Here is a 26833-nt window from a genome sequence, read left to right as displayed (position 1 = left end):
CTGCAGCTACCCCTGTTCCCGCCGCCCGCGCAGGATGTCCCGGAACCACTGTCGGTGGTGCTTGTACGCCCACCCATAGGTCACCTTGCCCTGGGTCATCGCCCGCACCGACCCCTTGATCCAGATCGCCGCATAGATGTGCACCACGATCGCGCAGATCAGCACCCAGCCGAACAACGCATGGGCGAGCACCGAGAAGCGGATCACCCCGATCGGGAAAAAATGGCTGAAGTACTGCCGCCAGATCACGAAGCCGGTCAGCAGCAGTGCCGACAGGCAGCCGATGATGGCCCAGAACAGCAGCTTCTGGCCGGCATTGAAGCGACCGACCGGCGGCAGCTTTTCATCCTCGTTGCGCAGTACATCGCGCATGCCGCGCATCCACGCGCGGTCGTCGGCGGTCGGCAGATTGTCGCGCCACATGCGCAACGCCAGCAGCGCAAAGCCCACCACCATGGCCAGGCCGATGAACGGATGCAGGATGCGCGTCCACGGTCCGCCACCGAACAGCTGGGTCAGCGGGAACAGGGCAGGGTGGAACAACGCCAGCCCGGACAGCGCGGTCAGCACGAAGCAGATCGCCACGATCCAGTGGTTGATGCGGGTCGGCGCGCGGTAACGGATGATCTGCCGCGGGTGCGGGGCGTACTTCATGGCCGCTGCTCCTCTTCGATCTTCTTCGCCTCGTGCTCGGCTTGTTCTTCTTCCTCGTCATTGACCGTGTTGCGGCCGATGCCGATGTAGTGCAGGAAGCCAGCAAAGGCCGTGGCGGCGATCGCCAGCACGCCCAGTGGCTTGGCTACGCCCTTCCAGACTTCCACCATCGTGCTGATGCGCGGGTCCTTGGGCAGGTCGGCGTAGAGCTCGGGCTTGTCCACATGCTGCAGCACGTACATCACGTGGGTACCGCCGACGCCCTGCGGGTCGTACAGGCCGGCGTTTTCATAGCCGCGTGATTTCAGGTCTTCCACGCGTCCGGCGGCGTGCTCGGTCATCGCCTGTTTGCTGCCGAAGGTGATCGCCCCGGTCGGGCAGGTCTTCACACAGGCCGGTTCCTGGCCGACCGCCACCCGGTCCGAACACAGCGTGCACTTGTAGGCCTTGTGGTCCTTCTTGGAGATGCGCGGTACGTCGAACGGGCAGCCGGTCACGCAGTAGCCGCAGCCGATGCAGTTCTCTTCCTGGAAGTCGACGATGCCGTTGGCGTACTGGATGATCGCGCCGGGCGACGGGCAGGCCTTCAGGCAGCCCGGGTCGCTGCAGTGCATGCAGCCCTCCTTCCGGATCAGCCACTCCAGCTTGCCCTTCTCGTCCTCGTACTCGCGGAACTTCATCACCGTCCACGACTGTTCGCTCAGGTCGGGCGGGTTGTCATAGCTGCCAACGCAGCTGCCCACTTCGTCGCGCAGGTCGTTCCATTCCATGCAGGCGACCTGGCAGGCCTTGCAGCCGATGCACTTGCTCACATCGATCAGCTTGGCGACCTGGCCGGTGTGCGCGCCCCGCGCCTCCGGCGAGGGCGTGGTGGTGGCCGAGCGGCGGATGATGTCCAGCGATTGCAGTGGCATGGCGTGTCTCCTACACCTTCTCGACCTTGACCAGGATGCACTTCGACTCGGGCGTCTGCGAGTTGCCGTCACCGATGGCATTGGTCAGCGTATTGGCGATATATCCGGGCTTGGCCGCACCGAGGAAGCCCCAGTGGATCGGCACGCCCACCTGATGCACGGTCTTTCCATCGATCTGCAGGGCCTTGATCCGCTTGGTCACCATCGCAACGGCTTCGATATGGCCACGCTTGGAACTCACGCGCACGCGGCTGCCGTTGGTGATGCCCAGCTCGTCGGCCAATGCCGCACCGATCTCGACGAACTGCTCGGGCTGGATGATGGCGTTGAGCTTGCCGTGCTTGGTCCAGAAGTGGAAATGCTCGGTCAGGCGGTAGGTGGTGGCCACATGCGGGAACTCGTCCGGCGAACCGATCTGTGCACGGTCGCTGGCGAACACGCGTGCCGCGGGGTTGTTCAGCGTCAGGGCCTGGCCGGGGCTGAGCGGATTGCTGCGCAGCGGGGTATCGAACGGTTCGTAGTGCTCCGGGAACGGGCCTTCGGCCATGCCGGCCTTGGCGAAGAAGCGGGCGATGCCTTCCGGGTTCATGATGAACGGGCCCATCCCGCCGGCAGGATCTTCATCGGCCTTGAAGTCCGGCACGTCCACGTTGCCCCAGTTCTTGCCGTTCCAGACCAGCAGCGTGCGGCGTGGATCGAACGGTTGGCCAGCCACGTCGCACGAGGCGCGGTTGTACATCACGCGGCGGTTGGCCGGCCACGCCCAGGCCCAGCCCAGCGTGTTGCCGATGCCTGTCGGGTCACTGTTGTCACGCCGCGCCATCATGTTGCCGGTCGGGCCCCAGGCGCCGATGTAGATCCAGCAGCCGGAGGACGTGCTGCCATCGTCGCGCAGCTCGCCGAACGCGGCCAGTTGCTCGCCGGCCTTGCGCACCAGCTTGGTCGGGTCCTTCGGATCGAACACGTCGGCCAGCGCCTTGCCGTTGTATTCCATCGCCAGTTCTTCCGGCGTCGGCAGCTCCGGGTTGGAATACTTCCAGGCCAGGTCGCGTACCGGCTCCCACCACGCACCGCCATCCTTCTCGTACATCGCTTTGATGCGATGGAACAGCTCGGACATGATCTCGATGTCGCTACGCGCTTCGCCCGGCGGGTTGGCCCCCTTCCAGTGCCACTGCAGCCAGCGCGAGGAATTCACCACCGCGCCGTTCTCCTCGGCGAAGGAAGTGGTGGGCAGGCGGAACACTTCGGTCTGGATCGTGCTCGGGTCGACGTCGTTCAGTGCGCCGTGGTTCTGCCAGAAGGCGATGGTCTCGGTTTCCAGCGGATCCATGCTGACCATGAACTTCAGCTTGGAGAACGCACTGATCAGCTTGCCCTTGTTCGGCGCCGAGGCCAGAGGATTGAAGCCCTGGCAGATGTAGCCGTGGATCTTGCCCTCGTTCATCAGCTCGTACGCCTGCAGCATGTCGTACGGCTTGTCGAGCTTGGGCAGGTAATCGAAGCACCAGTTGTTGTCGGCGGTGGCGGCATCGCCCCACCACGATTTCATCAAGCTGACGTGGAACTTCGGGTAGTTCTGCCAGAACGACATCTGGTTGGCGCGCAGGGGCTTCTGCGTGCGCTTGGCGATGTAGGCGTTGTAGTCCTGCTCATCCTGTTTCGGCAGCGTCAGGTAGCCGGGCAGCAGGTCGGACATCAGGCCGATGTCGGTCAGGCCCTGGATGTTGGAGTGCCCGCGCAGCGCGTTCATGCCGCCACCGGCCACGCCGATGTTGCCCAGCAGCAGCTGCACCATGGTGCCGGCACGCACGTTCTGTGCGCCGATCGAGTGCTGCGTCCAGCCCAGCGCGTACAGGATGGTCATCGCCTTGTCCTTGCCGGCGGTGGACGCGATCATGTCCCACACCTGGCGGATGCTGTCGGCCGGCGTGCCGCAGATGCGCTCGACCATCTCCACGGTGTAACGCGCGTAGTGTTGTTTCAGCAGGTTGTAGACGCAGCGCGGATCCTTCAGCGTCGGGTCGCTGCGCACGAATCCATCGTCACCGTAGGCATAGTCCCAGCTGGAACGGTCGTAGCTGCGCTTTTCTTCGTTGTAGCCCGAATACAGGCCGTCCTTGAAGGCGAACTCGTCCTTCACCAGGAACGACATGTCGGTGTAGTTCAGCACGTACTCGTGCTGGATGCGGTCCTCGGTCAGCAGGTAGTTGATCAGGCCGCCCAGGAACACGATGTCGGTACCGGTGCGGATCGGCGCGTACACATCGGCAACCGCGGCCGAGCGGTTGAAGCGCGGATCGACCACGATCAGCCGGGCCTTGTTGTGGGCCTTGGCCTCGGTCACCCATTTGAACCCGCACGGATGCGCCTCGGCGGCGTTGCCACCCATGATCAGGATCAGGTCGGCATTCTTGATGTCGACCCAGTGATTCGTCATCGCACCACGGCCTAGCGTCGGGGCAAGACCTGCCACCGTCGGGCCGTGTCAGACACGTGCCTGGTTGTCGAATGCCAGCATGCCGAGGGAGCGGACGACCTTGTGGGTCAGCACCGCGGTCTCATTGCTGGTGGCCGAGGCCGCCAGCATGCCAGTGGTCAGCCAGCGGTTGACCGTCTGCCCGGCTTCGTTCTTCTGCACGAAGTTGGCATCGCGGTCTTCCTTCATCAGCCGCGCGATGCGGTCCAGCGCATCGTCCCAGCTCAGCCGCTTCCACTCGTTCGAGCCCGGCGCGCGGTACTCGGGGTAGAGCAGGCGCGACTTGCTGTGGATGATGTCGGCCAGGCCGGCACCCTTCGGGCACAGCGTGCCGCGGTTGACTGGATGGTCTGGGTCGCCCTCGATGTGGAAAATGCTCGGCTCGGCGTTCTTGGCGCCATCGCCGAGGCTGTACATCAGGATGCCGCAGGCCACCGAACAGTAGGTACAGGTGTTGCGGGTCTCGGTCGCGCGGGTCAGCTTGTATTGCCTGACCTCCGCGAGCGCGATGCCGGGCGCGAAGCCCATCAGTGCCAGGCTGGAGCCGACCAGGGTTGTCCCGGTCACTTTCAGGAACTGGCGGCGGCTCATCGATGGCATGCCGTTCTCCTGGGATGGCGGGGAGGCGCAGGCCTCCGGGCTGTCGTTGGGTACGGGCCGGTTATAGCACAGGCCCCCGGATGCCCATGTGGCACAAGGCGCGGCGCCTGCCGGACGGGCCCGGAAAGGGCCTGCTCTGGTAAAGTTGCGTGCCCGCCCCCTGGGGAAGCGTCTGCCGGGCCTGGTTCCAGGATGTTCCGCGCAGCCCCCGCCGTCCTGGCGCGATCCTCCGCGCCGGATCTGGAACACCGAGGAAAAATTTTGCGAAATCAACCAATTGGGTTCCGCGCATGAGCGCCCCGTCGAAGCCGTCGGACGCCGTTGCGCGCGGCACGCTGTACATCGTGGCCGCCCCGTCCGGCGCCGGCAAGAGCAGCATCGTCAATGCCACCCTGGCCCGTGACCCGCAGATCGCCCTGTCGATCTCCTTCACCTCGCGCGCGATGCGCCCCGGTGAGGTGAACGGCCAGCATTACCACTTCGTCAGTGCCGAGAAGTTCGAGCAGATGATCGCCGCCGGCGACTTCTTCGAGCACGCCTGGGTGCACGGCGACTGGAAGGGCACGGCCCGGCAGTCGGTGGAGCCGCAGCTGGCCGCCGGCCAGGATGTGCTGCTGGAGATCGACTGGCAGGGCGCGCAGCAGGTGCGCCAGCTGGTGCCGGGCACGGTCACCGTGTTCATCCTGCCGCCGTCCAAGCAGGCCTTGCAGGACCGCATGCGCAAGCGCGGCCAGGACAGCGAGGCGGTCATCGCCCAGCGCCTGGGCGCGGCCCGCGATGAAATGCTGCACTTCAACGAGTTCGACTACGTCATCGTCAACGAGGTGTTCGACACTGCCGTGGACGAGCTGTGCGCCATCTTCACTGCCAGCCGCCTGCGCCGGGAGGCCCAGAAGGTCCGCCACGCCGGCCTGATCCAGGCGCTGCTGACCCCCGATCCGGGTGCAACTGACTGATTCCAAAAGAATCGGGTAGGGGTTGGCTTGATTTTGTCCAGCCCCTGCCAGTACACTCCGTCCCCTTTCCCTCATTCGACTGAGCGGCCGACCGGTCGCCGGGAGCCCGTATGGCCCGCATTACCGTAGAAGATTGCCTGGAAGTCGTTAACAACCGTTTCGAACTGGTCATGATGGCTTCCAAGCGTGCCCGTCAGCTCGCCAACGGCGTGCAGGCCACGCTGGACAACAGCGAGACCGAGGACAAGCCGACCGTGCTGGCGCTGCGCGAAATCGCCGCCCGCAAGATCGACAACGCCCTGATCGACGAAGTCGAAAAGGCCGAGCGTGAGCGCGCCGAGCGCGAAGCGCTGGAGTGGGCTGCCGCCGAAGTGGTGGCCGACGAAGACATGTCCAAGAACGACGATTGATCGCATCGATCAACGTAATCGTTGGATACACCGAACAGCCCGCCCCGTGCGGGCTGTTTCGCATTCAGGATTTGCCGTAAACGTCGCGCTGGAATAGGCTTCGGGCATGAACCCAGGCCCCACTGCCAAGGTCGCCGCAGCCCCCACTGCCGCCGTACCCGACTACGTCCTCCAGCTCGAACGCGCCGCCCATTACCTGCCGCCGGAACAGCTGCCGCTGTTGCGCCGTGCCTGGGAAGTCGGGGCCTCCGCGCACGCTGGGCAGACGCGCAAGTCGGGCGAGCCCTATATCACCCATCCGGTGGCCGTGGCCCAGGTGCTGGCCGAACTCGGCCTGGACGTGGAAGCGCTGATCGCCGCGATCCTGCACGACACCATCGAAGACACCCCGCTGACCCGCGAGGCGCTGGCCGCCGAGTTCGGCGAAGCCGTGGCCGAACTGGTCGACGGTGTCACCAAGCTGGACAAGCTGAAGTTCCGTGACCGCCAGGAGGCGGCCGCCGAGAGCTTCCGCAAGATGCTGCTGGCGATGTCGCGCGACCTGCGCGTGATCATGATCAAGCTGGCCGACCGCCTGCACAACATGCGCACGCTGGGCGCGCAGAGCCGCGAAGCGCGTGGCCGCATCGCCCGCGAGACGCTGGAGATCTACGCGCCCATCGCCCAGCGCCTGGGCATGAGCCTGGTCAAGAGCGAGCTGCAGAACCTCGGGTTCAAGGCGCTCTACCCATGGCGCCACGCCATCATCGAAAAACACATCCGCAGCCAGCCGGTGGTGCGCCGCGAAGCGATGGCGCAGGTGGAAGTGCAGCTGTCGCAGCGCCTGGCCAAGGAGGGCATCGAGCATCGGCTGATCAGCCGCATCAAGACCCCGTGGAGCATCTACAACAAGATGCGCGACGAGAACAAATCCTTCGACCAGGTGATGGATGTGTTCGGCTTCCGCCTGGTCGTGCGCAGCGTGCCCAGCTGCTATCACGCGCTGGGCTCGGTGCACGCCACCTTCAAGCCGCTGGATGGGCGCTTCCGCGATTTCATCGCCATTCCCAAGGCCAACGGTTACCAGTCGCTGCACACCGTGCTGTTCGGGCCGTATGGCTCGCCGATCGAAGTGCAGATCCGTACCGAGGAAATGGACCTGATCGCCGAACGCGGCGTGGCCGCGCACTGGACCTACAAGTTCGGCGGCGATTCGCCCAACAGCGCACAGAGCCGTGCCCACGCGTGGATCGTCGAGCTGATCGACTCGCAGCGCGCCGCCGGTTCCTCGCTGGAATTCCTCGACAACGTCAAGGTCGACCTGTTCCCGGACGAGGTCTACCTGTTCACCCCGAAGGGCAAGATCCTGGCCCTGCCGCGCAACTCCACCGCGCTCGATTTCGCCTACGCCGTGCATACCGACGTGGGCAACATGGCGGTGGCTTCGCGCGTGGACAAGAAACTGGTGCCGCTGCGCACCAAGCTGGTGTCGGGCCAGTCGGTGGAGATCATCACCGCGCGCTCGGCCACGCCGAAACCGCAGTGGCTGGAATTCGTGGTGACCAGCAAGGCACGCACCGCCATCCGCCACCAGCTCAAGCAGCTGGAGCACGAAGATGCCGTGCAGCTGGGCCACCGCATGCTCGACCGCGCGCTGGAAGCGATGGATTCGTCGCTGGAGCGCCTGCCGAAAGGCCGCTTGGATGCGTTCCTGGCCGAACACCGCTTCCCGCGCCTGGAAGCGCTGCTGGCCGAGGTCGCACTGGGCAACTGGATGCCGACCCAGGCCGCGCAGGCGCTGATGGCCTACGCCGAACTGCGTGGCGGCCCGCATTCGCGCCACCACTCGCAGGAGAAGATCCTGATCAACGGCAGCGAGCGCGGCGTGGTCACCTTCGCCGGCTGCTGCCAGCCGATTCCCGGCGACGAGATCATGGGCTACCACACCGCCGGCAAGGGCATCGTGGTGCACCGCATGGACTGCCCGAACCTGGCCGAGCTGCGCAAGTCGCCCGAGCGCTGGGTGCCGATTGGCTGGGACACCACCGTCTCCGGCGACTACGACACCTCGCTGGTGGTGGAAGTGGAGAACGGCACCGGCGTGCTGGCGCAGCTGGCCGCCGCCATCGCACAGAGCCATTCCAACATCGAACGCGTGGACTACCTGGACCGCGACTTCAACGCCGCCGTGCTGGCGTTCAACATCCAGGTGCGCGACCGCAACCATCTGGCCGAAGTGATGCGCCGCCTGCGCCGCCTGTCGGTCGTGCAATCGGTACGCCGCCAGTAGGTCCTGCGCGTACCGGTAGTGCCGGCCGCTGGCCGGCAACCCATGGATCCGCGACGGCATCGCGATTGCCGGCCAACGGCCGGCACTACCGAGGCGGCGCGGTAGATCCACGCCATGCGTGGATGCACCCCCAGCCGGTACAATCACCGCTCTGTTTTCCCCCAAGCACCGGAGCGACCCATGTCCCGCCAGATCATCAACACCGAAAAGGCCCCCGCCGCCATCGGCCCGTACTCGCAGGCCGTGCGCGCCGGCAACACCGTGTACTTCTCCGGCCAGATCCCGCTTGACCCGGCCACCGGCGACATCGTCGGCGCCGGTGACGTCGAAGCACAGGCCCGCCGCGCCTTCGACAACCTCAAGGCCGTGGCCGAAGCGGCGGGTGGCTCGCTGGACAAGGTCGTGCGCCTGGGCCTGTACCTGACCGACCTGGGCGAGTTCGCCAAGGTCAACGCGGTCATGCAGGACTACTTCCAGGCCCCGTATCCGGCCCGTTCCACCATCGAAGTCTCCGGCCTGCCGAAGGGCGCCAGCTTCGAGGTCGACGCGGTGATGGTCATCGACTGACCGCCACGTGGCACGCAAGGCGGCGGTCACCCCGGTCCTGTCACCGTCCGGCGAAGCATCCCTGGCGATGCTTGCCGGCGTCGGTCCGGCCGTGGCCGCCAAACTGCAGGCACGTGGCCTGGCCACCCTGCAGGATCTCTGGCTTCACCTGCCGCTGCGCTATGAAGACCGGACCCGGCTGACCCGCATCGAAGACCTGCGCAACGGCGTGCCGGCGCAGGTGGAAGGGCGGGTGGTCGCAGTCGAGCGTGGCATGCGCTACCGGCCGATGCTGAAAGTGGCGGTGGAAGACGAAGGGCAGGGCACCCTGGTGCTGCGCTTTTTCCACTTCCGCCAGCAGCAGGTCGGGCAGTTCGCGGTCGGCACCCGGCTGCGCTGCTTCGGCACGCCCAAGCCCGGCCACCTCGGCCTGGAAATCGTCCATCCCAGCTACCAGGTGCTGGGCCGCAACGACGATCCCGAACTCGGCGACCGCCTCGATCCGGTGTATCCCACCGTCGAAGGGGTCGGCCCGATGACCATGCGCAAATTGATCGGCCAGGCGCTGGACCGCCTGCCCGAGGAAAGCACGCTGGAACTGCTGCCCAACGGTTGGCTCGATGGCCTGGGCCTGCCGCCGCTGCGCAGCGCGCTGCTGACCGTGCACCGGCCACCGCCGGATGCCGATCTGGCCGCGTTGGCGGCTGGTACCCACCCGGCGCAGCGTCGCCTGGCGATGGAAGAACTGCTGGCCCATCACCTCAGCCTGCGTCGCCAGCGTATTGCATTGCAGGCGCACCATGCGCCGCCGCTGGCCGGCCCCGGAAAACTGGCCAAGGCGCTGCTGAAGCAGTTGCCGTTCGCGCTGACCGGCGCGCAGGCACGCGTGTTCAAGCAGATCCGTGAGGACCTTGCGCGGCCCAGCCCGATGCTGCGGCTGGTGCAGGGCGACGTCGGCTCCGGCAAGACGGTGGTGGCCGCGCTGGCCGCCATGCTGGCGGTGGAGCAGGGCAAGCAGGTCGCATTGGCCGCCCCCACCGAGTTGCTGGCCGAGCAGCACCTCAACAATCTGCGTGGCTGGCTGGAACCGCTCGGCGTGCGCATCGCCTGGCTGGCCGGCAAGGTCACCGGCAAGGCGCGCGCCAAAGTGATGGAGCAGGTCGCCAACGGCGAAGCGCAGGTGGTGGTCGGAACCCACGCGCTGATGCAGGAGGCGGTGGTGTTCCAGGACCTGGCGCTGGCCATCGTCGACGAGCAGCACCGCTTCGGCGTGCACCAGCGCTTGGCGCTGCGCGACAAGGGCGCGGGCGGCAACAGCGTGCCGCACCAGCTGGTGATGACCGCCACGCCGATTCCGCGCACGCTGGCGATGTCCGAATACGCAGACCTGGATGTATCGGCCATCGACGAACTGCCACCGGGCCGCACCCCTGTGCAGACCGTGGCCTTGAACAATGACCGTCGCCCGGAACTGATCGAGCGCATTGCGCTGGCCTGCCAGGAAGGGCGGCAGGTGTACTGGGTGTGCACGCTCATCGAGGAAAGCGAAGAACTGGATGCCACCCCGGCGCAGGCCACCTATGAATCACTGCAAGCGCTGCTGCCGGGCGTTCGCGTGGGGCTGGTGCATGGCCGCCTGAAGGCTGCTGAAAAGCTGGCGACGATGGTGGCGTTCAAGGCCGGCGAGATCGACCTGCTGGTGGCGACCACGGTCATCGAAGTCGGTGTGGACGTGCCGAATGCTTCGTTGATGGTGATCGAGAACGCCGAGCGCCTCGGCCTGGCCCAGCTGCACCAGCTGCGTGGCCGCGTGGGCCGCGGTTCGGCGGTGTCGCGCTGCGTGCTGCTGTACCAGGCACCACTCTCGCAGATGGCGCGTGAGCGCCTGCAGACCATGCGCGAAACCAACGATGGTTTCGTCATCGCCGAGAAGGACCTGGAACTGCGCGGCCCCGGCGAACTGCTCGGGACGCGCCAGACTGGCCTGGCCGGTTTCCGCATTGCCGACCTGGCCCGCGACGCTGGCCTGCTGCCCGGCGTGCATGAATTGGCCGAGCGCCTGTTGGACCAGCAGCCCGCGCTGGCCGACCGCGTGGTGCAGCGCTGGATCGGCACCGCCGTGCGCTACGCCTCGGCGTAGGCACCCCCGGGGTCGGAGCCCTTTGCGCAGCAATGGCCTCTGACCCCATTTCCGGGACGCTCATCCACGCACGGCGTGGATCCACTGTAGAGCCGAGCCCACGCTCGGCTGCTGTGCGCGCTGCGCGCGGGAGTCGAGCATGGCTCGACTCTACAGAGAGCTCTTCCCCGCCAGCCGCGGGAAACCCGTTTTTGACGTTGCTGTCGAAGTTGCCGGCCAGCGGCCGGCACTACCGCGGGTGCAGGGCGCAGCCCTGCCAGAACCCCAACCCCCGTACTTGCAACGGTCATCATCCCGGTCCACACTTCGTTGCCGATCTGAAGACGGCAACGATGACCCACAAGATCCCCCTGTTGATCGACACCGATCCCGGTGTGGACGACGCCCTGGCCCTGCTGATGGCCTTTGCCGATGAACGGCACGACGTGGTCGCCCTGACCATCGCCGCCGGCAATGTCGGCCTCGAATACACCGTCCGCAACGCCCTCAAGCTCTGTGACATCGTCGGCCGCCCCGACGTACCGGTGTTTGCCGGCAGCCCGGATCCGCTGCTGCATCCCTCCGTTGACGCTGCCCACGTGCATGGCCGTGATGGCTACGGCGACGTGGACCTGCCGCCGCCGAGCCGCCAGGCCGAGGCCGAGCACGCTGCCCTGGCCATCCTGCGCCTGTCGCACGAACACGCCGGCGAACTGATGCTGGTGATGTTGGGCCCGCTGACCAATCTGGCGCTGGCACTGAAGCTGGACCCGACCCTGCCCCAGCGCATCAAGCGCATCGTGGTGATGGGTGGCGCGGTTACCTGCCACGGCAACATCACCCCGGCAGCCGAATTCAACATCGCCTTCGATCCTGAAGCCGCGCACGTGGTGTTCACCTCGTTCAAGCACCTGCTGGTGTCGGACTGGGAGGCGACCGTTGCCCACGGCCTGCCGCTGGAGGACGCCGAGAAATGGCTGCAGGCCGATTCCGACCGCGCCCGCTTCTACGAACTGATCTCGCGCAAGACCCGCGCGCTGTCGGAAGATGCCAAGGGCGGCCGCTGGTATACGGCCGATGCGGTGGCCATGGCGTGGGCGCTGAATCCGGAAGGGCAGCTGCAGGTCGAGTCGCGGCCGCTGAACGTGGAGCTGAATGGCACGTTCAGCCGCGGCGCCACCATCGTCGACTGGAACCGCCAGACCGGCCAGCCGGACAACTGCGATCTGCTGATGGCCTACGACCAGCAGCGTTTCGAGGCCCTGGTGCGCCAGGCCCTGGGCGCGGACTGACCTCGATTGACCGCCACCGGTTGCCCCGAGCGGCAACCGGTGCTTATAATGCCGCTCTTGACCACCAGCCCATTTACGGTGTGAGCCCATGAAGGCCGATATCCATCCGAACTACCGCGACGTCGTCTTCCATGACGTCACCTCCGATTTCAAGTTCCTGACCCGCTCGACCATGGGCACGAAGGAAACCATCCAGTGGGAAGACGGCAACGAATACCCGCTGGTCAAGGTTGAAATTTCCTCTGCTTCGCACCCGTTCTACACGGGCAAGCACAAGGTCATCGACACCTCGGGCCGTATCGACAAGTTCCAGAAGCGCTACGCGCGCTGATCTGTCGATCCAGCTTCGAACCGACGGCCGCGCTCTGCGCGGCCGTTTGTTTTTCCCCAACGCCAACCCAACGGGCGTTTGGATGGACGGAACACTGCGTTCGTGTGACAACGCTTTTGCCGATCCGGGCCGCTCAACGGCCGGTGTCCGGCCGCCTGTCGTATACGACTTCCGTCTAGCACCCGACAAATGCTGCTGTGCGATAATGATGTGATCCCCGGCACAGGCCGAGGACGTCATTCACGTGCCTGACCAATGCGCTTGGGCAGGCGCCTTCCCATGAAGGAGCGCACACAGTGTCCGATCTTGATCAGGTCACGCTCAACGCCGGCGATAAGTCCGTCGTTCTGCCCGTCATCAAACCCACCCTTGGCAACGACTGCGTCGACATCGCGAAGCTGACCAAGGAAACGGGGTTCTTCACCTACGATTCCGGCTTCACCGCGACGGCCAGCTGCAAGTCCGCCATCACCTACATCGACGGCGACAAGGGCGTGCTGCTGTACCGCGGCTACCCGATCGAACAGCTGTCGGAAAAGTCGAGCTACGTCGAAGTGGCCTACCTGCTGATCAACGGCGAGCGCCCGAGCGCCGAGCAGCTGAAGGCCTTCACCGATGAGCTGACCGCCGAAGCCAACGTCGACGATTCGATCAACACCCTGATCGGCAGCTTCGCCAAGGATGCCCACCCGATGGCGATCCTGGCGGCCGCGATCGCGCAGCTGTCGGCCATCTACCACGACTCGCTGGACCTGTCCGACGCCGAGCAGCGCCGCAAGGCCGCCGTGCGCCTGATTGCCAAGGTGCCGACCCTGTCGGCGCTGATCTATCGCCACGGCAAGGGCCTGCCGGCCAACAAGCCGGACACCTCGCTGGACTACGTCAGCCGCTTCCTGAAGCAGACCTTCGAGTCCGCTGACGGCCAGTACGACCTGAACCCGGACGTGGTGAAGGCGCTGGACCTGCTGTTCATCCTGCACGCCGACCACGAGCAGAACGCCTCGACCTCGACCGTGCGCCTGGTCGGTTCGACCGGCGCCAACCCGTACGCGTCGGTCGCTGCGGGCGTCACCGCGCTGTGGGGTCCGGCCCACGGCGGTGCCAACGAAGCCGTGCTGAAGATGCTCGAAGAGATCGGCAGCGCCGACAACGTCGAGTCCGCCGTGGTCAAGGCCAAGGACAAGACCTCCGGCTTCCGCCTGATGGGCTTCGGCCACCGCGTCTACAAGAACTTCGACCCGCGCGCCAAGGTCATCGGCGAGATGACCAGCAAGGTGCTCAAGCAGCTGGGCGTGCAGGATCCGCTGCTGGACGTGGCCGTGAAGCTGGAACAGGCTGCGCTGCAGGACGAGTACTTCGTCGCCCGCAAGCTGTACCCGAACGTCGATTTCTACAGCGGCATCATCTACAAGGCACTGCAGATCCCGACCGAAATGTTCACCGTCATGTTCGCCCTGGGCCGTACTTCCGGCTGGGTGTCGCATTGGCTGGAACAGCAGGTCGATCCGGAAATGAAGATCGGCCGTCCGCGCCAGGTCTACACCGGCAGCGACGTGCGCGACTACCAGGGCTGATCGCCCGCAGCAGATTCTGCTGAGAACGCCCCGCATCTGCGGGGCGTTTTTTTTGTGCCCTGATCGGCTTCGGCGGATGGCGACCGCGGAACGTTGGTCCGCACGATAAGAGCCCGCTTCCGGATCTGAACGCGTTCTGACAATGAATGTCGCATTCACATCTTTTCGGATCTATTGCATGGGTATCACGTCGAAGGCGATAGAACCTGTGCGTACTGATCCCTGTATGGAGAACGCCATGAACCGACTGATCGCCATCGCTTTCATCGCCACGCCGCTGGCCCTGCTGAGCCCGCAGGCCTTCGCGCAGTACACCGGGCCGGGGGCAGGGGCCGCTGCCAGCACCGTCGCTGACGCACGTGCGCAGCGCGATGATCATCCGGTGGTGCTGCGTGGCACCCTCACCGCCAAGATCGGTGACGAGCGCTACCAGTTCCGTGATGCCAGCGGCCAGATCGAGGTCGAGATCGATGACGAAGACCTGCCGCCGCAGGCCATCGGTGCCGATACCGTGGTCGAGCTGCGTGGCAAGGTCGACACGCATCGCTTCAAGCCCACCGACATCGATGTCGATCACGTCACCGTCGTGCCTGCAGGTTGAAGCCAACGGTAGCCGAGCGTGGGCTCGGCTCTACAAATTCAATGCAATGAGGTTTGTTGCATTGAACCGATGAGGGAAATTGCATAACCCTCGAACATTGAGCGAATTCAAGAATTCTCCTTAACACTCAGTGTTTTAGGAATGCTTGAATGGCCTGCATGGCAATGGATTTCTAACATTCTCTCCGTCGCCCGCACCCATCCCCGCGGGCGATGCTCCCCTCCCTTTTCTCCTTGGGGAGGGGAGCTTTCATATTCCCCCTTTGTCCGAGAGAGACAACCATGCACGCCATCATCAAGAAGACCGCGCTCGCGGCAGCGCTGGCCACCGCTTCGCTGTCCGCGCACGCGCTGGAAACCAAGATCTCCGTCTATGCCGACGTCGACCCGACCCTGGCACTGCTGCGTGATGACGGCACCCCGTTGCCGGACCTGGTCACGCTGACCCACGATCCGCTGCGCGGCCTGATTCCGGACACGCAGCGCGTGCGCATTCACTCCAATGATGACACCGCGGATATCGAGGCACGCATCGACGGTGCGTTTGCCCTCGCAAATGAAACCGGCACCGTCACCGTGCCGATGACCATCAGCCTCAACAATCGCGCACTGGGTGCCGCCGCCATCGAATACAAGGCAGTCGACCTGTTCACCGGCGCCGGCTCGACCCCGGGCGCCTCGATCTCGATGCCGTTGACCATTGCCCAGGCCACCCCGGCCCCGATCACCACCAAGGGTCGCTACAGCGGCATCGTCAACGTCGTGCTGAACCAGAAGGCGACCTCGCCGTAATCCCCGCGCCGGCCCGGTTCCCGGGCCGGCCGCTTCTCCAGCGGTACCCCCATGACCTCACACGCCCCCGCCGTCACCCGGCTGGCGGTCGCGCTCGCCCTGGCGTTGTCCACTCCGCTGGCGGCCGCGCGCGGCGTCCCGCCCGGTTTCGAAGATCTGGTCGAAGGACAGACCGAACAACTCGACATCCAGCTGTTCGGCCGCTCGGCCGGGCTGTCGCCGGTGCGCGTCACCCTGGAGCATGTGCAGCTGGAAGATCCCGCGCGCGTGCTGCAGGCACTGGACCTGTCCGCCGAGGCGCAGGCCGCGCTGCTGCCGGCACTGTCGCAGCCGCTGCCACGCAACAGCCACCTGGCCTGCCGCTTCGGTGGCGCCGAGGCCGGTTGCGGCTATCTGGATCCCCCGCAAGACCCTGCGGCCGCGCGCGCGCTGTATGACGAAGGCGAGGGCGCCGTGCGCCTGTTCGTGGCGCGCAAGTGGATCGGTGGCGAGCCCGCCGCGGAACGCTTCCACGCGCTCAGCAGCAATGCCGAGAACGCTTTCCTGCACCAGCAGGTACTCAACCTTACCGGTGGGCGCGACTACCAGTCGTTCAGTGCGCGCGGCACCGGCGTTCTGGGCCTGTTCCAGCGGGGCCATATGTCCGCCGACTGGTACTTCACCCAGCAGCGCTACCGCAGCAGCGGTGGCGATGCGCATTTCGAATTCGACAACGTCTATTACCGCCATGACCTGGGCCAGCAGTACTACCTGCAGGCCGGGCGCATGGACCGCCGCAACCTGTCCAGTCCACAGGGCGGCACCTTCGGTTTCAGCATGCTGCCGCTGGACCGCTTCGACGGTGCCCGCGTGGGCACCACCCAGGCTTACGTGGACAGCGATGCTGCCGTGCAGGCCTCGCCATTGACGGTCCTGCTCGCCCGCGATGCGCGCGTGGACGTGTTCGACGGCGAGCGCCTGCTGCAGACCTACTACCTGCAGGCCGGCATCAACCAGATCGATACCCGCAACTTCCCGTTCGGCAGCTACCTGGTGCGCATGCGCATCTACGAGGATGGCGTGCTGGTGCGTACTGAAGAAGCCCCCTTCGACAAGGGCGGTGACTGGACCGACAGCCAATGGCAGTGGTTCGTGCAGAGTGGCCGCCGCAACGAGCGCCGCAGTGACCGCTTCGATGGTGAGCAGGTAACGGTGGCCGGCATGCGCGTGCCATTGGCTCGCGACCTGGCGGCTACTGCGGGCGTCGCCCACCTGGGCGGGCACAGCTATGGCGAACTGCGCGTCGACCTGCGCCGCGTGCTGGCCACGCAGGAGATGCGCGCAACGTTCAGCGGCATGCGCGGCAGCGATGGCAGCCACGGCCAGCAGCATCAGCTGTCATACCGGCGCAAGGCGTCCTGGAACATCTACCAGCAGCGCATGCGTGGCAAGGCCTGCCAGTTCGAGGCCGATGCACGGGACCGCCTGGGCTGCACCAACTCGCTCAGCGGATCGGTCTCGCTGCCGATCGCCGGTGGTACGGCGTACCTGGGGTACACCCGGCGCCAGACCTGGCGCACCGGTTGGAGCCGTCCTGGTGACGATGATCCGTCGGCGCCACTGGATCCGTTCCTGCCGCCGCAACCGCTGCAACCGCACCGTGAGCCGCAGCTCAGCCGCACCTGGCAGGCCAGCTTCAGCCGCAGCCATCGTTGGCAGGATTTCAGCGTCTCCACGCGGCTGGGCCTGTGGCAGCAGCTCAGCCACGACAGTGCCCGCGACACCCGCACGCGCGACCGTGGCATCTACCTCAACGTAAGCTTCACCCGCCTGCAGCGCAGCCATGTTGGCAGCGGCCAGCGCCGCTATGCGGTGGACATGCGCCAGCCGCAGCACCAGCGGCCGGAGATCAACTACAGCGTCGGCCAGAGCTATCGCCAGGAGGTGGACGCGCAGTTGCGTGAGCTGACCTCCGAGCTGCGCGCCAACAACAACGACCGCTACAGCGCATCGCTGGGCGGGCAGCTGCAGAACCGCTACGGACAGACCGGCGCCACCGTGGCGTACTACCAGCAGCATGGCCGCAGCGAGACCGCTTACAGCGGCACGCACAGTTCGGCCTTCGCCCTGGGCCGGCGCGGTGCCTACTGGGGCGCAGGCACCGGCGCCGATGCCGGGCTGGCGGTACAGGTAGCCGCCACCGATGACCTGGACCTTCAGGGCGTGGCGGCCGAACTGCAGGTGAGTGGCGCGGGCCGGCAACGGCTGCAGATCGGCGAGCGCCGGCTGCTGCCGTTGACCGCCTACCAGTCGCACCGTGCCGAACTGCAGGACGCCAGCAACGACACCAGCATGGCCGCCATCCGCGTGAGCGGCGTGGGCGGTGCACGCCCGATGTTCCTGGCCCCGGGGCGGCTGATGCGCATGCCGGTGCCGATCGAAGTGACCTATACCTTCATCGGCACCGCCCGCACGCTTGCCGGCGCGCCGCTGGGCGGCGCCCGCATCCTCAACGCGCCGGTGCCCGGCACCAGCGCCAATGGCGGCTTCGTCGCCGACTTCCCGCGTCGCGAGACAACGCTCTACCTGCTGCAGGACGACCGCCTGCTGCACTGCCCGCTGCAGGTGCGCGAGCGCCGCCAGGTGGTGCTGCTGGTCGGTGCCGTGCGATGCGAACCGCTGGCCGTGGCCCAGCTGCCGGCGGAGATCCGCCAGCAGGCCCGCGTCACCCGGCTGCTGCAGGAACGCGCGCTGATTGCCGCCACGCCCCAGACCGCTGCTGCAGGAGGAACGCCATGAGCCGGCGTTGGATGTTCGTGTTGATGCTGGTGTGTGCGCTGGTGCTGGTGATGCCGCGGGCGTGGGCGCAGTGGCCGCCGGAGACACATCCCACCGATCAGAGCCGGGACATCGTGATGTCGTGGGACCGCTCGGCCGTGCCCGGCGACGTGGAGCTGTGGGCGCCGAGGACGGTGCTGGGGTTCAGTCATGACGTGGCGATGAAGTATGGGCAGATCCATGTTGTGTGTGGGTCAGCGTTGAACTCGACATTTGGAAGGTGTTCGACGGAAGGATCTTTGACTCAGGTTCCAGGCGTTACCGAGATCGACCTGCAGTTCGTCGAGGAGCGGACAGGGTTACGCGCGGAAATACGCGTGCTTGGCTATCTGCAAAGGGCGATGTCGGGACGTGCCTGTGGACTGGACTTCTGGGAGGACATCGATACGCGTCGGATGCTGCACGCCGCATCTTGGTTTGTTTGTACAGTCGATCAACCTCTTGGGACGGGCGCAAAACTGGACTTGCCCGCATCCGAGCTCGCAAGGCTAGTCGCAGGCCACTGGAAGGCCACGATGCGCCTGTACATCAAGGCCGATCCCGCCGCAGCTCCTGTCGCCACCGCCACTTTCAACTTCGATTTCACCGTCACCGACTACGACGCGATCTCGATCTACTTCCCGGCCTTCGACACCATTGCGCCGCTGGTCAACATGGACCTGCGCTACGACCCCATCAAGCAGATGGTGGGCGGCCGCAAGCAGCTGGAGATGTGCCTCTACGACGGCCTCGGCTCGCAGAGCGAGTTCCTCGGCGTCACCGTGCGTGACAGCGGGCCGCGCCCGCCACCCGGCAGCGACTTCGCGGTCTGGCATCGCGATGGTGGCAGCGACGACCGCCAGCGCCTGGACTACCACGTCAGCCTGAACTACGGCGGGCGCGATATCCGCATGCGGCATGGCGTGGAAGAACTGCTGCATGGCATCGACAGCGCCGAACTGCGCCTGGTCATGCTGCCCGGCATCAGCCAGCCGGTCTATTGCGTGCCCACGCCGCTGACATTGCTGACACCTCCCACCCCCGTCGCCAGCAAGCGCCCCGGTCTCTACGAGGGCGAGCTGACGGTGGAACTGCGCGCCCCCACCGCCAAACCCTGATCCCACACGGAGCCTGCCATGAACAAACTGATCGTCTGGATGCTGCCGTTGAGTGCGCTGCTTGCGCCAGCAGCACACGCCAACCTGTCCATCCATCCCATGCGAACCGCGATGGATGCCAAGCGCGGTGCGCAGATCCGCGTCTACTCGCAGTCCACTCGACCACAGTATGTACAGGCCAGCCTGCGACGCATCGACAACCCGGCAACGCCCCGCGAACAGGAGCAGGATATCGAGGTCGCCGATTCGGCCATTGCCATCACCCCCGGCAAGTTCGCGCTGTCAGGCGGTGGCAATCGCCTGATCCGGCTGATCCCCCTGCAGCCGGTACAGAAGGAAACCGCATACCGGGTGTACTTCGAAGGTGTTCGCGGCCCGGAAGGCACTGAACTGGAAAGCAGCGACGACGCTGCGCACGCCGACGTCGGCGTCAGCCTGGTGTGGGGCGCGCTGGTGAACGTGGTGCCCGCCGATGGCGTGGTCGACCTGCAGGTGCGCGGCAACACGCTGCACAACAGCGGCACCCTGCGCGTGGGCATCGTCCATGCGGCCGAATGTACGGCCGCCGGCGTCTGCACGCCACACGACCTCTCGCACAGCCTGTACCCGGATGCCGATTTCACCCTGCCGTTCCAGCCACAGCCGGGCAATTTGCTGCGCCTGCGCTACCGGCTTTCCCAGGACGGCTATCGCGAGCATGTCCAGGACGTGGCCATCCAGTCCAGTTGACCCCCCTCCCTGCGTCCCGCGCATGGCGCGGGATGCCTTTTCCGAAAACTGTTAAGGAGAAAGACCATGAATCGAATCTATCGGCGTATCTGGAACCGGGCCAAGGGGTGCTGGGAGGTAGCCAGCGAGCTGATCAACCGCAACCAAGGCGGCGGGCGTGTGGCGAAAGCGTGCACGGCTACAGCGCTAGTCGCGCTTATGCAGATCGGGCCGGGCCTGAGTGGAGCAGAAGCAGCGGCCTTCTACATGGGGGGATGCAGTTACACCGACTCTGGAAACGTCAACTGTGTCCCGATCATTGGTAGAACGTCGGGAGTCTCCTACGCAGATGCTGTTCTGGGTAGTAAGGACTATCTCGCCATGGGAGGCGGGGCGGTAGCAGATGGCGACTGGATCACCATCTTTGGTCACCAAAGCTATGTGAAGGGGAACTTCAGTTCTGCATTCGGCGCCAAGGCAAATGCAAACGGCGTGGACAGCGTTGCTGTTGGCTACAATGCCAGCGCCAATGGCGGTCACAGCACAGTTGTGGGCACGAACGCCTACGGCAAGGGAATCGGCTCCACCGCATTCGGAAACAGCGCTGCTGCAACGCGTCAGAACGCGCTTGCGGTCGGCAGTGGCTCGTTGTCACAGGGCGAGAATGCGGTCGCAATGGGCGCAAACGCATTCGCCAATGGCGTTGATGGCGTAGCCCTGGGCAGCAAAGCCTCGGTCGATACCGGCGGCGGCACGTCCGGCATCGCCATAGGTGCTGCTGCGAAGGCCGGGACGCCGGGTTACACCGGTGCAATCGCCATAGGCGGTGGCGCCGAGGCGCGCATTGATGGCGTAGCCCTGGGCTACGGCGCGTCGACCACCGCGCAAGGAGCAGTTGCGCTGGGTGTGCGTTCTTCCGCAACCGAAAAGAACACTGTTTCCGTGGGCAGTTCCACGCTGCGACGGCGGATTGTGAACGTGGAAGACGGCCGCATCACGGCGTCAAGCTCAGATGCCGTTACCGGCAAGCAACTGCATGCGATGAACGAGCGGGTCGATGGCTTGATCAAGCAGGATTCCGCGAGTGGCATAGTGCGTATTGCCAACAGCAATACCGGCACGGAAGTCAGCATGCGCAATGCAGTGTTGGCGACGCGAAAAGTGAGTGGCGTTTCTGATGGAACGTTGACGACAAGCAGTACGGATGCCGTGAATGGAAGGCAGCTCAACGCCACGAACTCCAGGCTGGGGACAGTGGAATCGGCAGTGGGAACTGTAAAGGGAGACCTTGCCGACGTCCGTACGCTTGCGCAGTCCGCCACCAACCGCATCGATGCCACTACACTGGCACTGGGCAAGGGCGCGGTCGCAGAATCGGGGAGCTACGGCATCAGCACCGCCATCGGCAACAATGCCAAGGCCTACAACGGTCGCAGTGTCGCACTCGGATTCGACGCGCTGGCCGGCGTCGATGCAGAGGGCAACAAGGTGAACAACCAGAATGCCGGCGTGTCCATCGGTGCAAGTACGCGCAGCGCAAACGGCGCGGTCGCGACCGGCTTCCGGGCCATTGCCAGCGGCAACTTCTCCATTGCCGTAGGCGGTGACGCCAATGCGGCCGCCGAGCATGCCACTGCAATGGGGTACCTGAGCAAAGCGACGGCAAAGCAGTCCACTGCGCTGGGGCGTGGCAGCGAGGCCACCGCGCAGTTCGCCACCGCGTTGGGCAATCTTGCGGTATCGGCCAACACCAGCGCCGTTGCACTGGGTGACCGGGCCAACGCCCGCCATGACAATGCGGTGGCACTGGGTGCTGGCGCCGTCACAGCGTCGGTCAACTCCGTATCGGTGGGCAGTGCCACTCTCAAGCGCAAGATCCAGTACATTGCCGATGGCGCGGTCAGCAATGGCAGTACCGATGCCATCACCGGCAATCAGCTGTTCGCGACCAACCAGGCCGTGTCCACTGCGCAGAGCACGGCTACAAGCGCGCAGACGGCGGCCAATGCCGCAAAAGCCGATGCTGCCAAGGCACTGACCGAGACGACCGCGCTCGCCGGCCTGGTCTCTCAGACCGCCGTCAGCGGCAGTGTCCGCCTGGGTGAGAAGAACAGCGGCACCGTACTGGACGTGCGCAACAGCGCCGACGCCAGCCGTAAGGTTACCGGTGTGGCGGATGGCACGGTAAGCGCCAGCAGCAATGAAGCGGTCAACGGCAAGCAGCTCAATGCCACCAATGTGCAGGTGGCTGACGTGGAGAAAGCGGCTACGGCGGCGCAGGCGGATGCAACGGTTGCGAAGGCGGACGCTGCCAAGGCGTTAGTCAGCACCGCCGCGCTTGAAGGACTGGTCAGTCAGGCTGCCGCCAACGGCAATGTCCGCTTGGGTGAGAGGAATAGTGGAACGTTGTTGGATGTGCGTAACAACAGAAATGAGAACAGAAGAATCAGCGGAGTCTCAGATGGAACACTGAGTTCAGACAGTAGTGATGGCGTTTCGGGGCGCCAGCTATTCGCAACAAACATGCGGCTGACGGAAGTGGAGAACGTAGGCAAATATGTAAGCGTCGGAGTGGATGGATTCAGTAGGGACGCTGTGGCCGGGCAGGCTGGTGTCGCTATCGGGGATTCTGCAAAGGCTAGTGCTGAGGGCGGAACCGCGGTTGGCGCGTTCTCTACTTCTCTTGGACGGAACGGGGTGGCAATTGGCCGTGCATCCCTTGTCGCGGAGCTTGCCGCCAATGGATTTGCGTTGGGAGCGGGGTCGAGCGTACATGCAAGCAATGGCGTTGCAGTCGGCTCTGGTGCAAAGGTTGCTGCGACGGCTGTTGACTCTCTCGCGCTTGGCGCAGGTTCCGAAGCTACCGAGGCGGGGACCGTGTCCTTTGGTGCGTCCGGTATGGGCCGCCGACTTGTGAATGTCTCCCGCGGCACGGCGGATCACAATGCTGTCAACATCTCACAGCTTAAAGATGCCCTTGCTACGCTCGGCGGCGGGGCTGGAACAGATATCAATGGCAACATCATTGCACCGACCTACTCGGTGCAGGGCGGTACGCAGAGCACCGTTGAAGACGCGTTGATGGCGCTCGATGGCGCTGTCATCACCGCAGGCCGCCGTGCGGACAAGGTGGAAGGCCAACTCAACTCGATCTTCCAGGATTCGCCCTCGGCCCGTGGCGATGGCATGAGCCAGATCGTGCTGAGTGGCGCGAACGGCATGGTGTTGACCAATCTGGCTGACGGTCGGGTGGCGCTTGGAAGCCGTGATGCCGTAACGGGCAATCAGCTGTACGCCGCAGAGGAGAAGATTTCGCAGAATCGAAATGATCTGGAGGCGATGCGCAAGGAGCGGGAGATGGGCGAGCAGGCCATGCGTGGATTGGATACGAGCGGCCCGATCGATTTTGGCGGTGCGCGTTTGACTGGAGTGGCCGACGGCTCGCTCTCCGTGGATAGTCGAGATGTAGTTAATGGGCGCCAGTTGTTTGAGGTGAGCAATCGCATATCCGAGATTGAGTATCAGGGACGTTTTCTGAAGATCAGTACAGATGAGCTAAGCAAAGATGCATTTGCTGGCTTCTTGGGCGTGGCAATAGGTGATTCCGCATACACCGGCTCTGATGGAGGCACGGCGCTTGGTGCCTATGCGACGGCGCTTGGCGTTAACTCTGTTGCCCTCGGTCGTGGCTCGGCAGTTTCAATCGACGCACCTAATGGTTTCGCCGTCGGTGCGGGATCTCAAGTGCACTCCGCACGAGGCATTGCGATCGGGCTTGGGGCAATGGTTGATTCAGATGCGACGGGTTCTTTGGCCCTTGGCGCCGGCTCCGCTGCTACGGAAGCTGGAGTTGCTTCATTCGGCAACCCCGCGGCGCAACGTCGCTTGATAAACATCGCCAACGGCACCGCCAACCACAACGCCGCCACCGTCGGCCAGCTGCGCGATGCACTGTCCGCCCTCGGCAGCGAAGTCGATGCCAACGGCAACATCGTCGGCCCCAGCTTCACCGTGCAGGGCCAGTCCCAGTCCACGCTCAATGGCGCATTGGAAGCGCTGGATGGCGCAGTGGTCAGCACCACCTCGCGCGTGAACCAGGTCGAGTCCCAGCTGCGCAGCGTGTTCCAGGACACCCCCTCGGTCCGCGCCGACGGTCTCAACCAGCTCACCCTGGCCGGAACCCACGGCATGGTCATCTCCAACGTGGCCAATGGCCTGGTCGCCGCCGGCAGCCGCGATGCGGTCAATGGTGGCCAGCTGCATTCGATGCAGCAGCAGCTCAACGGCCGTATCGATGGCCTGGAAGAGCGCATCGATGCGCCGCAGCCGCGGGCAATGGCCGTCGCTTCGGCGCCGGAGCCGGAAGCACCGGTGCCGCAGGCCGAAGGCGGCCAGCAGGTGGCGTCGGTCGGCGAGGGTGAGAAGCCCGCGCCGCAGCCGAAGTCGAAGCAGGACGACACGCCCAAGCCGCAGGTCGATACCGCTGAATTGGAGAAGATGCTGGCCCGCGCCAACGAGTACACCGATGGCGCGATCAGCAATTTCGAACGTCGCCTGGACAAGATGGACAAGCGTTTCAACCGCATGGCGGCGATGAGCAGCGCACAGACCGCGATGGCGATGAACACTGCGGGCCTGGCCACCTACAACCGCCTCGGTGCGGGCGTGGGCTACAGCGAGGGTGAGTCGGCGATGGCCGTGGGCTACCAGCGCGTGCTCAACGAGAAGGGATCGGCCACCTTCAGCCTCAATGGTGCGTTCACCAACAGCGGTGAGCGCAGCATGGGCGTCGGCGTGGGCATCGGCTGGTAAGCCATGGAGCCCCGGCGTGACGCGCGTAATCCGCCCCGCCGCGCCGGGGCCCTTGCCGAGGAAATGGCAATGTATCGATGGGTAAGCCGGTTCATCAGCTACCGCACGTTCTACCTTTGGCGGGCGCGGTATTACTACTACACCCGCAATCTGGACCGCTGGCTGCTGTTCGCCCTGCTGTGCGTGGCGGGCATGGGCTTGGCGGCCTGGTACACCTGGCGGGTATCGAGCGTGCCGCCGCCGCGCGTGCATCCGGAGGCCGCCGCGCTGCGCGTGGAGAACATCACCCAGGAGGCGATCCATCGCATCGTGCTGGTGCGGCATGGCGGCCCAACCCCGGGCGAGCCGTTCACCACCCCGGAGGATGTCCGTGCCGGCACGCTGCGCACGCTGCGGGTGCGGCAGCTGCTGGACAGTGCGATGGTGTGGCAGCTGAAGGCTCACATGCTGGCCGACATCGCGACGTACATCGATGCCACGGGAAGCTGCTTCCCTTTCCCGTGCTGGCAGGTGAGCCATCGGCTGGAACTCATGCGTGCGGCGGAGGCGGAGAACGCGGCCATCAACCGGGCGCTGGAGCCGGTACTGGAGATCCCGCTGGACAGGATGCCCAACCTCAACGGCGGTGAGCGCGCGCGGATACAGACGGCGTGGTCCGATCCGTTCGGCGATGTCTACAACCAGACCTGGTTGTTGGGCGATCTGCAGAACATGCACGCGCGGATGATGATGGCGTACCCGCAGCGGGCGGGAGCCCCCTGGCTGATGCGCCTGCTTGGCGATGAGACGGAGGAGCAGCACCATGATGTCTGGTAGGGCAACGCACCTCCTGTAGAGCCGAGCCATGCTCGGCTGCTCTTCGGTCAGCTATCCGGATGCCTGACGCATCGTGCGGACCAACGGTCCGCACCCACCAGAAGAGGGAAGCAGGCAACGCACCTCCTGTAGAGCCGAGCCATGCTCGGCTGCTCTTCGGTCAGGTGTCCGGATGCCTGATGCACCGTGCGGACCAACGGTCCGCACCCACCAGAACCCGCGCAGCTGTCACCCGCCGATATACGCGGTGATCTCCGCTTCGGCCAGCAGCTGCCGCAGCTGTGCGACAGACGCGCGTCGCATCGGCTTCTCATCCACCGGCGACAGCGGCGCCTGGCGCAGCGCATCGTACGGCAGCACGGCCAGGTCAAAGGTCAGCTCCTCGGCACTGAACACCCACACCGGCACGTCCAGGCTGCGTTCGCGGTCCATGCGCAGCCGGCGCGTCCGCGATTCGGCGGGAATGCCGTGCTCGTCCAGGAAGCGATGCACGGCTTCCGGGTCGTCGCTGTGCAGGTGAAGCTGCACCGGGCTGTTGGCATCGGCGGTGCCTTCCAGTACCGGGCCGGCCAGCCGTGGGGCGAAGCCGTGCAGGAACTCCAGCGCGCGCATCGCAGCCTCGCGGCGGCGCTGCAGTTCATTGCCGTGCTGGGGCCCGGCGAACAGCCGCTGGTACTCGCGCAAGGCGTCTTCGATCTCGGTGTTGCGCGGCAGGGAGGCATCGTCGTGGATGCCGAGCCGGCTGGCGGCCTTCAACTTGGCCTGGTGGTAGTCGCGGATGCCGCCTTCAGCCATCAGGCGGGCGGCTTCGTGGGCGAGGCGGTGGCGCCGCTCGCGGGTCTGGCTGGCAGCATGCTGACGGGCGCGATGCATGCGATGACTCCTGTTGCGACCTGGCTACAGACTAGCGCACGGATGTGACATCCGCGTAGGTATTTCACGGAGGGGATGCAGAGCCGAGCCCACGCTCGGCTGCTCTACGCGGGGCCCTGAGCCGAGCATGGGCTCGGCTCTACAGTCGCATCGGTGCCAACCCACGGTTGGCAC

General features: G+C 65.3%; 19 protein-coding genes. 15 read left to right on the top strand and 4 right to left on the bottom strand.

Annotated elements, in window-relative coordinates:
* Positions 1 to 6 precede the first annotated feature (6 nt).
* From ACEPA4_RS16230 to fdnG, 3 genes are read right to left on the bottom strand one after another with little or no spacing between them, the layout of a single operon-like run.
* On the bottom strand, positions 7 to 654 hold the full coding sequence (locus ACEPA4_RS16230) for a formate dehydrogenase subunit gamma (protein ID WP_005418959.1): 648 nt from the start codon (positions 652 to 654) through the stop codon (positions 7 to 9).
* Entirely contained in the window at positions 651 to 1568 is a 918-nt protein-coding gene (gene fdxH, locus ACEPA4_RS16225) for a formate dehydrogenase subunit beta (RefSeq protein ID WP_374082896.1), read from the bottom strand. Before fdxH ends, ACEPA4_RS16230 begins: the two co-directional genes overlap by 4 nt.
* Positions 1569 to 1578: 10 nt before the next feature.
* A complete protein-coding gene (gene fdnG / locus ACEPA4_RS16220) occupies positions 1579 to 4647 on the bottom strand; it encodes a formate dehydrogenase-N subunit alpha (protein WP_374082895.1) in 3069 nt (1022 codons plus the stop codon).
* A 290-nt stretch (positions 4648 to 4937) separates the two neighbouring features.
* On the opposite strand from fdnG, the gene gmk reads away from it, so the two are divergent.
* The 15 genes from gmk to ACEPA4_RS16145 all read left to right on the top strand — a co-directional run bounded on the left by gmk (position 4938) and on the right by ACEPA4_RS16145 (position 25786).
* Complete coding sequence (gmk, locus tag ACEPA4_RS16215) at positions 4938 to 5603, top strand: guanylate kinase (RefSeq protein ID WP_005410878.1); 666 nt, start codon at positions 4938 to 4940, stop codon at positions 5601 to 5603.
* 110 nt (positions 5604 to 5713) lie between these two features.
* Positions 5714 to 6013 (top strand): DNA-directed RNA polymerase subunit omega, encoded by a 300-nt coding sequence (rpoZ, locus tag ACEPA4_RS16210; protein WP_005410877.1) that lies wholly within the window; start codon positions 5714 to 5716, stop codon positions 6011 to 6013.
* 106 nt (positions 6014 to 6119) lie between these two features.
* Positions 6120 to 8282, top strand: coding sequence for a bifunctional (p)ppGpp synthetase/guanosine-3',5'-bis(diphosphate) 3'-pyrophosphohydrolase (locus ACEPA4_RS16205; RefSeq protein WP_005418955.1), 2163 nt, complete (start codon positions 6120 to 6122; stop codon positions 8280 to 8282).
* Positions 8283 to 8462: 180 nt separating this feature from the next.
* Positions 8463 to 8849 (top strand): RidA family protein, encoded by a 387-nt coding sequence (locus ACEPA4_RS16200; RefSeq protein ID WP_005418954.1) that lies wholly within the window; start codon positions 8463 to 8465, stop codon positions 8847 to 8849.
* Positions 8850 to 8856: 7 nt separating this feature from the next.
* Positions 8857 to 10968 (top strand): ATP-dependent DNA helicase RecG, encoded by a 2112-nt coding sequence (recG, locus tag ACEPA4_RS16195; RefSeq protein WP_188247715.1) that lies wholly within the window; start codon positions 8857 to 8859, stop codon positions 10966 to 10968.
* Between the two features lie 332 nt (positions 10969 to 11300).
* Complete coding sequence (locus ACEPA4_RS16190; RefSeq protein ID WP_005418952.1) at positions 11301 to 12239, top strand: nucleoside hydrolase; 939 nt, start codon at positions 11301 to 11303, stop codon at positions 12237 to 12239.
* Between the two features lie 88 nt (positions 12240 to 12327).
* Positions 12328 to 12570 carry a type B 50S ribosomal protein L31 gene (locus tag ACEPA4_RS16185; protein WP_005418951.1) on the top strand — a complete coding sequence of 81 codons (243 nt, stop codon included), beginning with the start codon at positions 12328 to 12330 and terminating at the stop codon, positions 12568 to 12570.
* Between the two features lie 296 nt (positions 12571 to 12866).
* Positions 12867 to 14144 carry a citrate synthase gene (locus ACEPA4_RS16180; protein ID WP_005418950.1) on the top strand — a complete coding sequence of 426 codons (1278 nt, stop codon included), beginning with the start codon at positions 12867 to 12869 and terminating at the stop codon, positions 14142 to 14144.
* A gap of 238 nt (positions 14145 to 14382) precedes the next feature.
* Positions 14383 to 14745, top strand: coding sequence for a NirD/YgiW/YdeI family stress tolerance protein (locus ACEPA4_RS16175; protein ID WP_005418949.1), 363 nt, complete (start codon positions 14383 to 14385; stop codon positions 14743 to 14745).
* Positions 14746 to 15026: 281 nt separating this feature from the next.
* The gene (locus ACEPA4_RS16170) at positions 15027 to 15536 is read left to right on the top strand and encodes a CS1 type fimbrial major subunit (RefSeq protein WP_065185323.1); all 510 of its coding nucleotides are present in this window, start codon (positions 15027 to 15029) and stop codon (positions 15534 to 15536) included.
* A 51-nt stretch (positions 15537 to 15587) separates the two neighbouring features.
* Positions 15588 to 18314 (top strand): TcfC E-set like domain-containing protein, encoded by a 2727-nt coding sequence (locus ACEPA4_RS16165; protein ID WP_065185322.1) that lies wholly within the window; start codon positions 15588 to 15590, stop codon positions 18312 to 18314.
* Entirely contained in the window at positions 18311 to 19450 is a 1140-nt protein-coding gene (locus tag ACEPA4_RS16160) for a CfaE/CblD family pilus tip adhesin (RefSeq protein ID WP_374082894.1), read from the top strand. Before ACEPA4_RS16165 ends, ACEPA4_RS16160 begins: the two co-directional genes overlap by 4 nt.
* Before the next feature lie 18 nt (positions 19451 to 19468).
* Positions 19469 to 20179, top strand: coding sequence for a pilus assembly protein (locus tag ACEPA4_RS16155; protein WP_065185320.1), 711 nt, complete (start codon positions 19469 to 19471; stop codon positions 20177 to 20179).
* Positions 20180 to 20245: 66 nt separating this feature from the next.
* Complete coding sequence (locus ACEPA4_RS16150; protein ID WP_374082893.1) at positions 20246 to 24970, top strand: ESPR-type extended signal peptide-containing protein; 4725 nt, start codon at positions 20246 to 20248, stop codon at positions 24968 to 24970.
* Positions 24971 to 25039: 69 nt separating this feature from the next.
* Entirely contained in the window at positions 25040 to 25786 is a 747-nt protein-coding gene (locus tag ACEPA4_RS16145) for a hypothetical protein (RefSeq protein WP_374082892.1), read from the top strand.
* Positions 25787 to 26014: 228 nt separating this feature from the next.
* On the opposite strand, the gene ACEPA4_RS16140 is transcribed toward ACEPA4_RS16145, so the two are convergent.
* Positions 26015 to 26659, bottom strand: coding sequence for a hypothetical protein (locus tag ACEPA4_RS16140; RefSeq protein WP_049411389.1), 645 nt, complete (start codon positions 26657 to 26659; stop codon positions 26015 to 26017).
* Between the last annotated feature and the right edge of the window lie 174 nt (positions 26660 to 26833).

It is taken from the genome of Stenotrophomonas sp. P2112, assembly GCF_041897515.1.
GTDB lineage: Bacteria > Pseudomonadota > Gammaproteobacteria > Xanthomonadales > Xanthomonadaceae > Stenotrophomonas > Stenotrophomonas sepilia.
The sequence above is the reverse complement of the archived record's forward strand: the minus strand, read 5'-3'. Positions and strand labels throughout refer to the sequence as shown.

Coding starts and splice junctions, on each gene's coding strand:
- ACEPA4_RS16230 (WP_005418959.1), bottom strand. CDS start 654: ATGAAGTACGCCCCGCACCCGCGGCAGATCATCCGTTACCGCGCGCCG.
- fdxH (WP_374082896.1), bottom strand. CDS start 1,568: ATGCCACTGCAATCGCTGGACATCATCCGCCGCTCGGCCACCACCACG.
- gmk (WP_005410878.1), top strand. CDS start 4,938: ATGAGCGCCCCGTCGAAGCCGTCGGACGCCGTTGCGCGCGGCACGCTG.
- rpoZ (WP_005410877.1), top strand. CDS start 5,714: ATGGCCCGCATTACCGTAGAAGATTGCCTGGAAGTCGTTAACAACCGT.
- ACEPA4_RS16205 (WP_005418955.1), top strand. CDS start 6,120: ATGAACCCAGGCCCCACTGCCAAGGTCGCCGCAGCCCCCACTGCCGCC.
- ACEPA4_RS16200 (WP_005418954.1), top strand. CDS start 8,463: ATGTCCCGCCAGATCATCAACACCGAAAAGGCCCCCGCCGCCATCGGC.
- ACEPA4_RS16190 (WP_005418952.1), top strand. CDS start 11,301: ATGACCCACAAGATCCCCCTGTTGATCGACACCGATCCCGGTGTGGAC.
- ACEPA4_RS16185 (WP_005418951.1), top strand. CDS start 12,328: ATGAAGGCCGATATCCATCCGAACTACCGCGACGTCGTCTTCCATGAC.
- ACEPA4_RS16175 (WP_005418949.1), top strand. CDS start 14,383: ATGAACCGACTGATCGCCATCGCTTTCATCGCCACGCCGCTGGCCCTG.
- ACEPA4_RS16170 (WP_065185323.1), top strand. CDS start 15,027: ATGCACGCCATCATCAAGAAGACCGCGCTCGCGGCAGCGCTGGCCACC.
- ACEPA4_RS16165 (WP_065185322.1), top strand. CDS start 15,588: ATGACCTCACACGCCCCCGCCGTCACCCGGCTGGCGGTCGCGCTCGCC.
- ACEPA4_RS16160 (WP_374082894.1), top strand. CDS start 18,311: ATGAGCCGGCGTTGGATGTTCGTGTTGATGCTGGTGTGTGCGCTGGTG.
- ACEPA4_RS16155 (WP_065185320.1), top strand. CDS start 19,469: ATGAACAAACTGATCGTCTGGATGCTGCCGTTGAGTGCGCTGCTTGCG.
- ACEPA4_RS16150 (WP_374082893.1), top strand. CDS start 20,246: ATGAATCGAATCTATCGGCGTATCTGGAACCGGGCCAAGGGGTGCTGG.
- ACEPA4_RS16145 (WP_374082892.1), top strand. CDS start 25,040: ATGTATCGATGGGTAAGCCGGTTCATCAGCTACCGCACGTTCTACCTT.
- ACEPA4_RS16140 (WP_049411389.1), bottom strand. CDS start 26,659: ATGCATCGCGCCCGTCAGCATGCTGCCAGCCAGACCCGCGAGCGGCGC.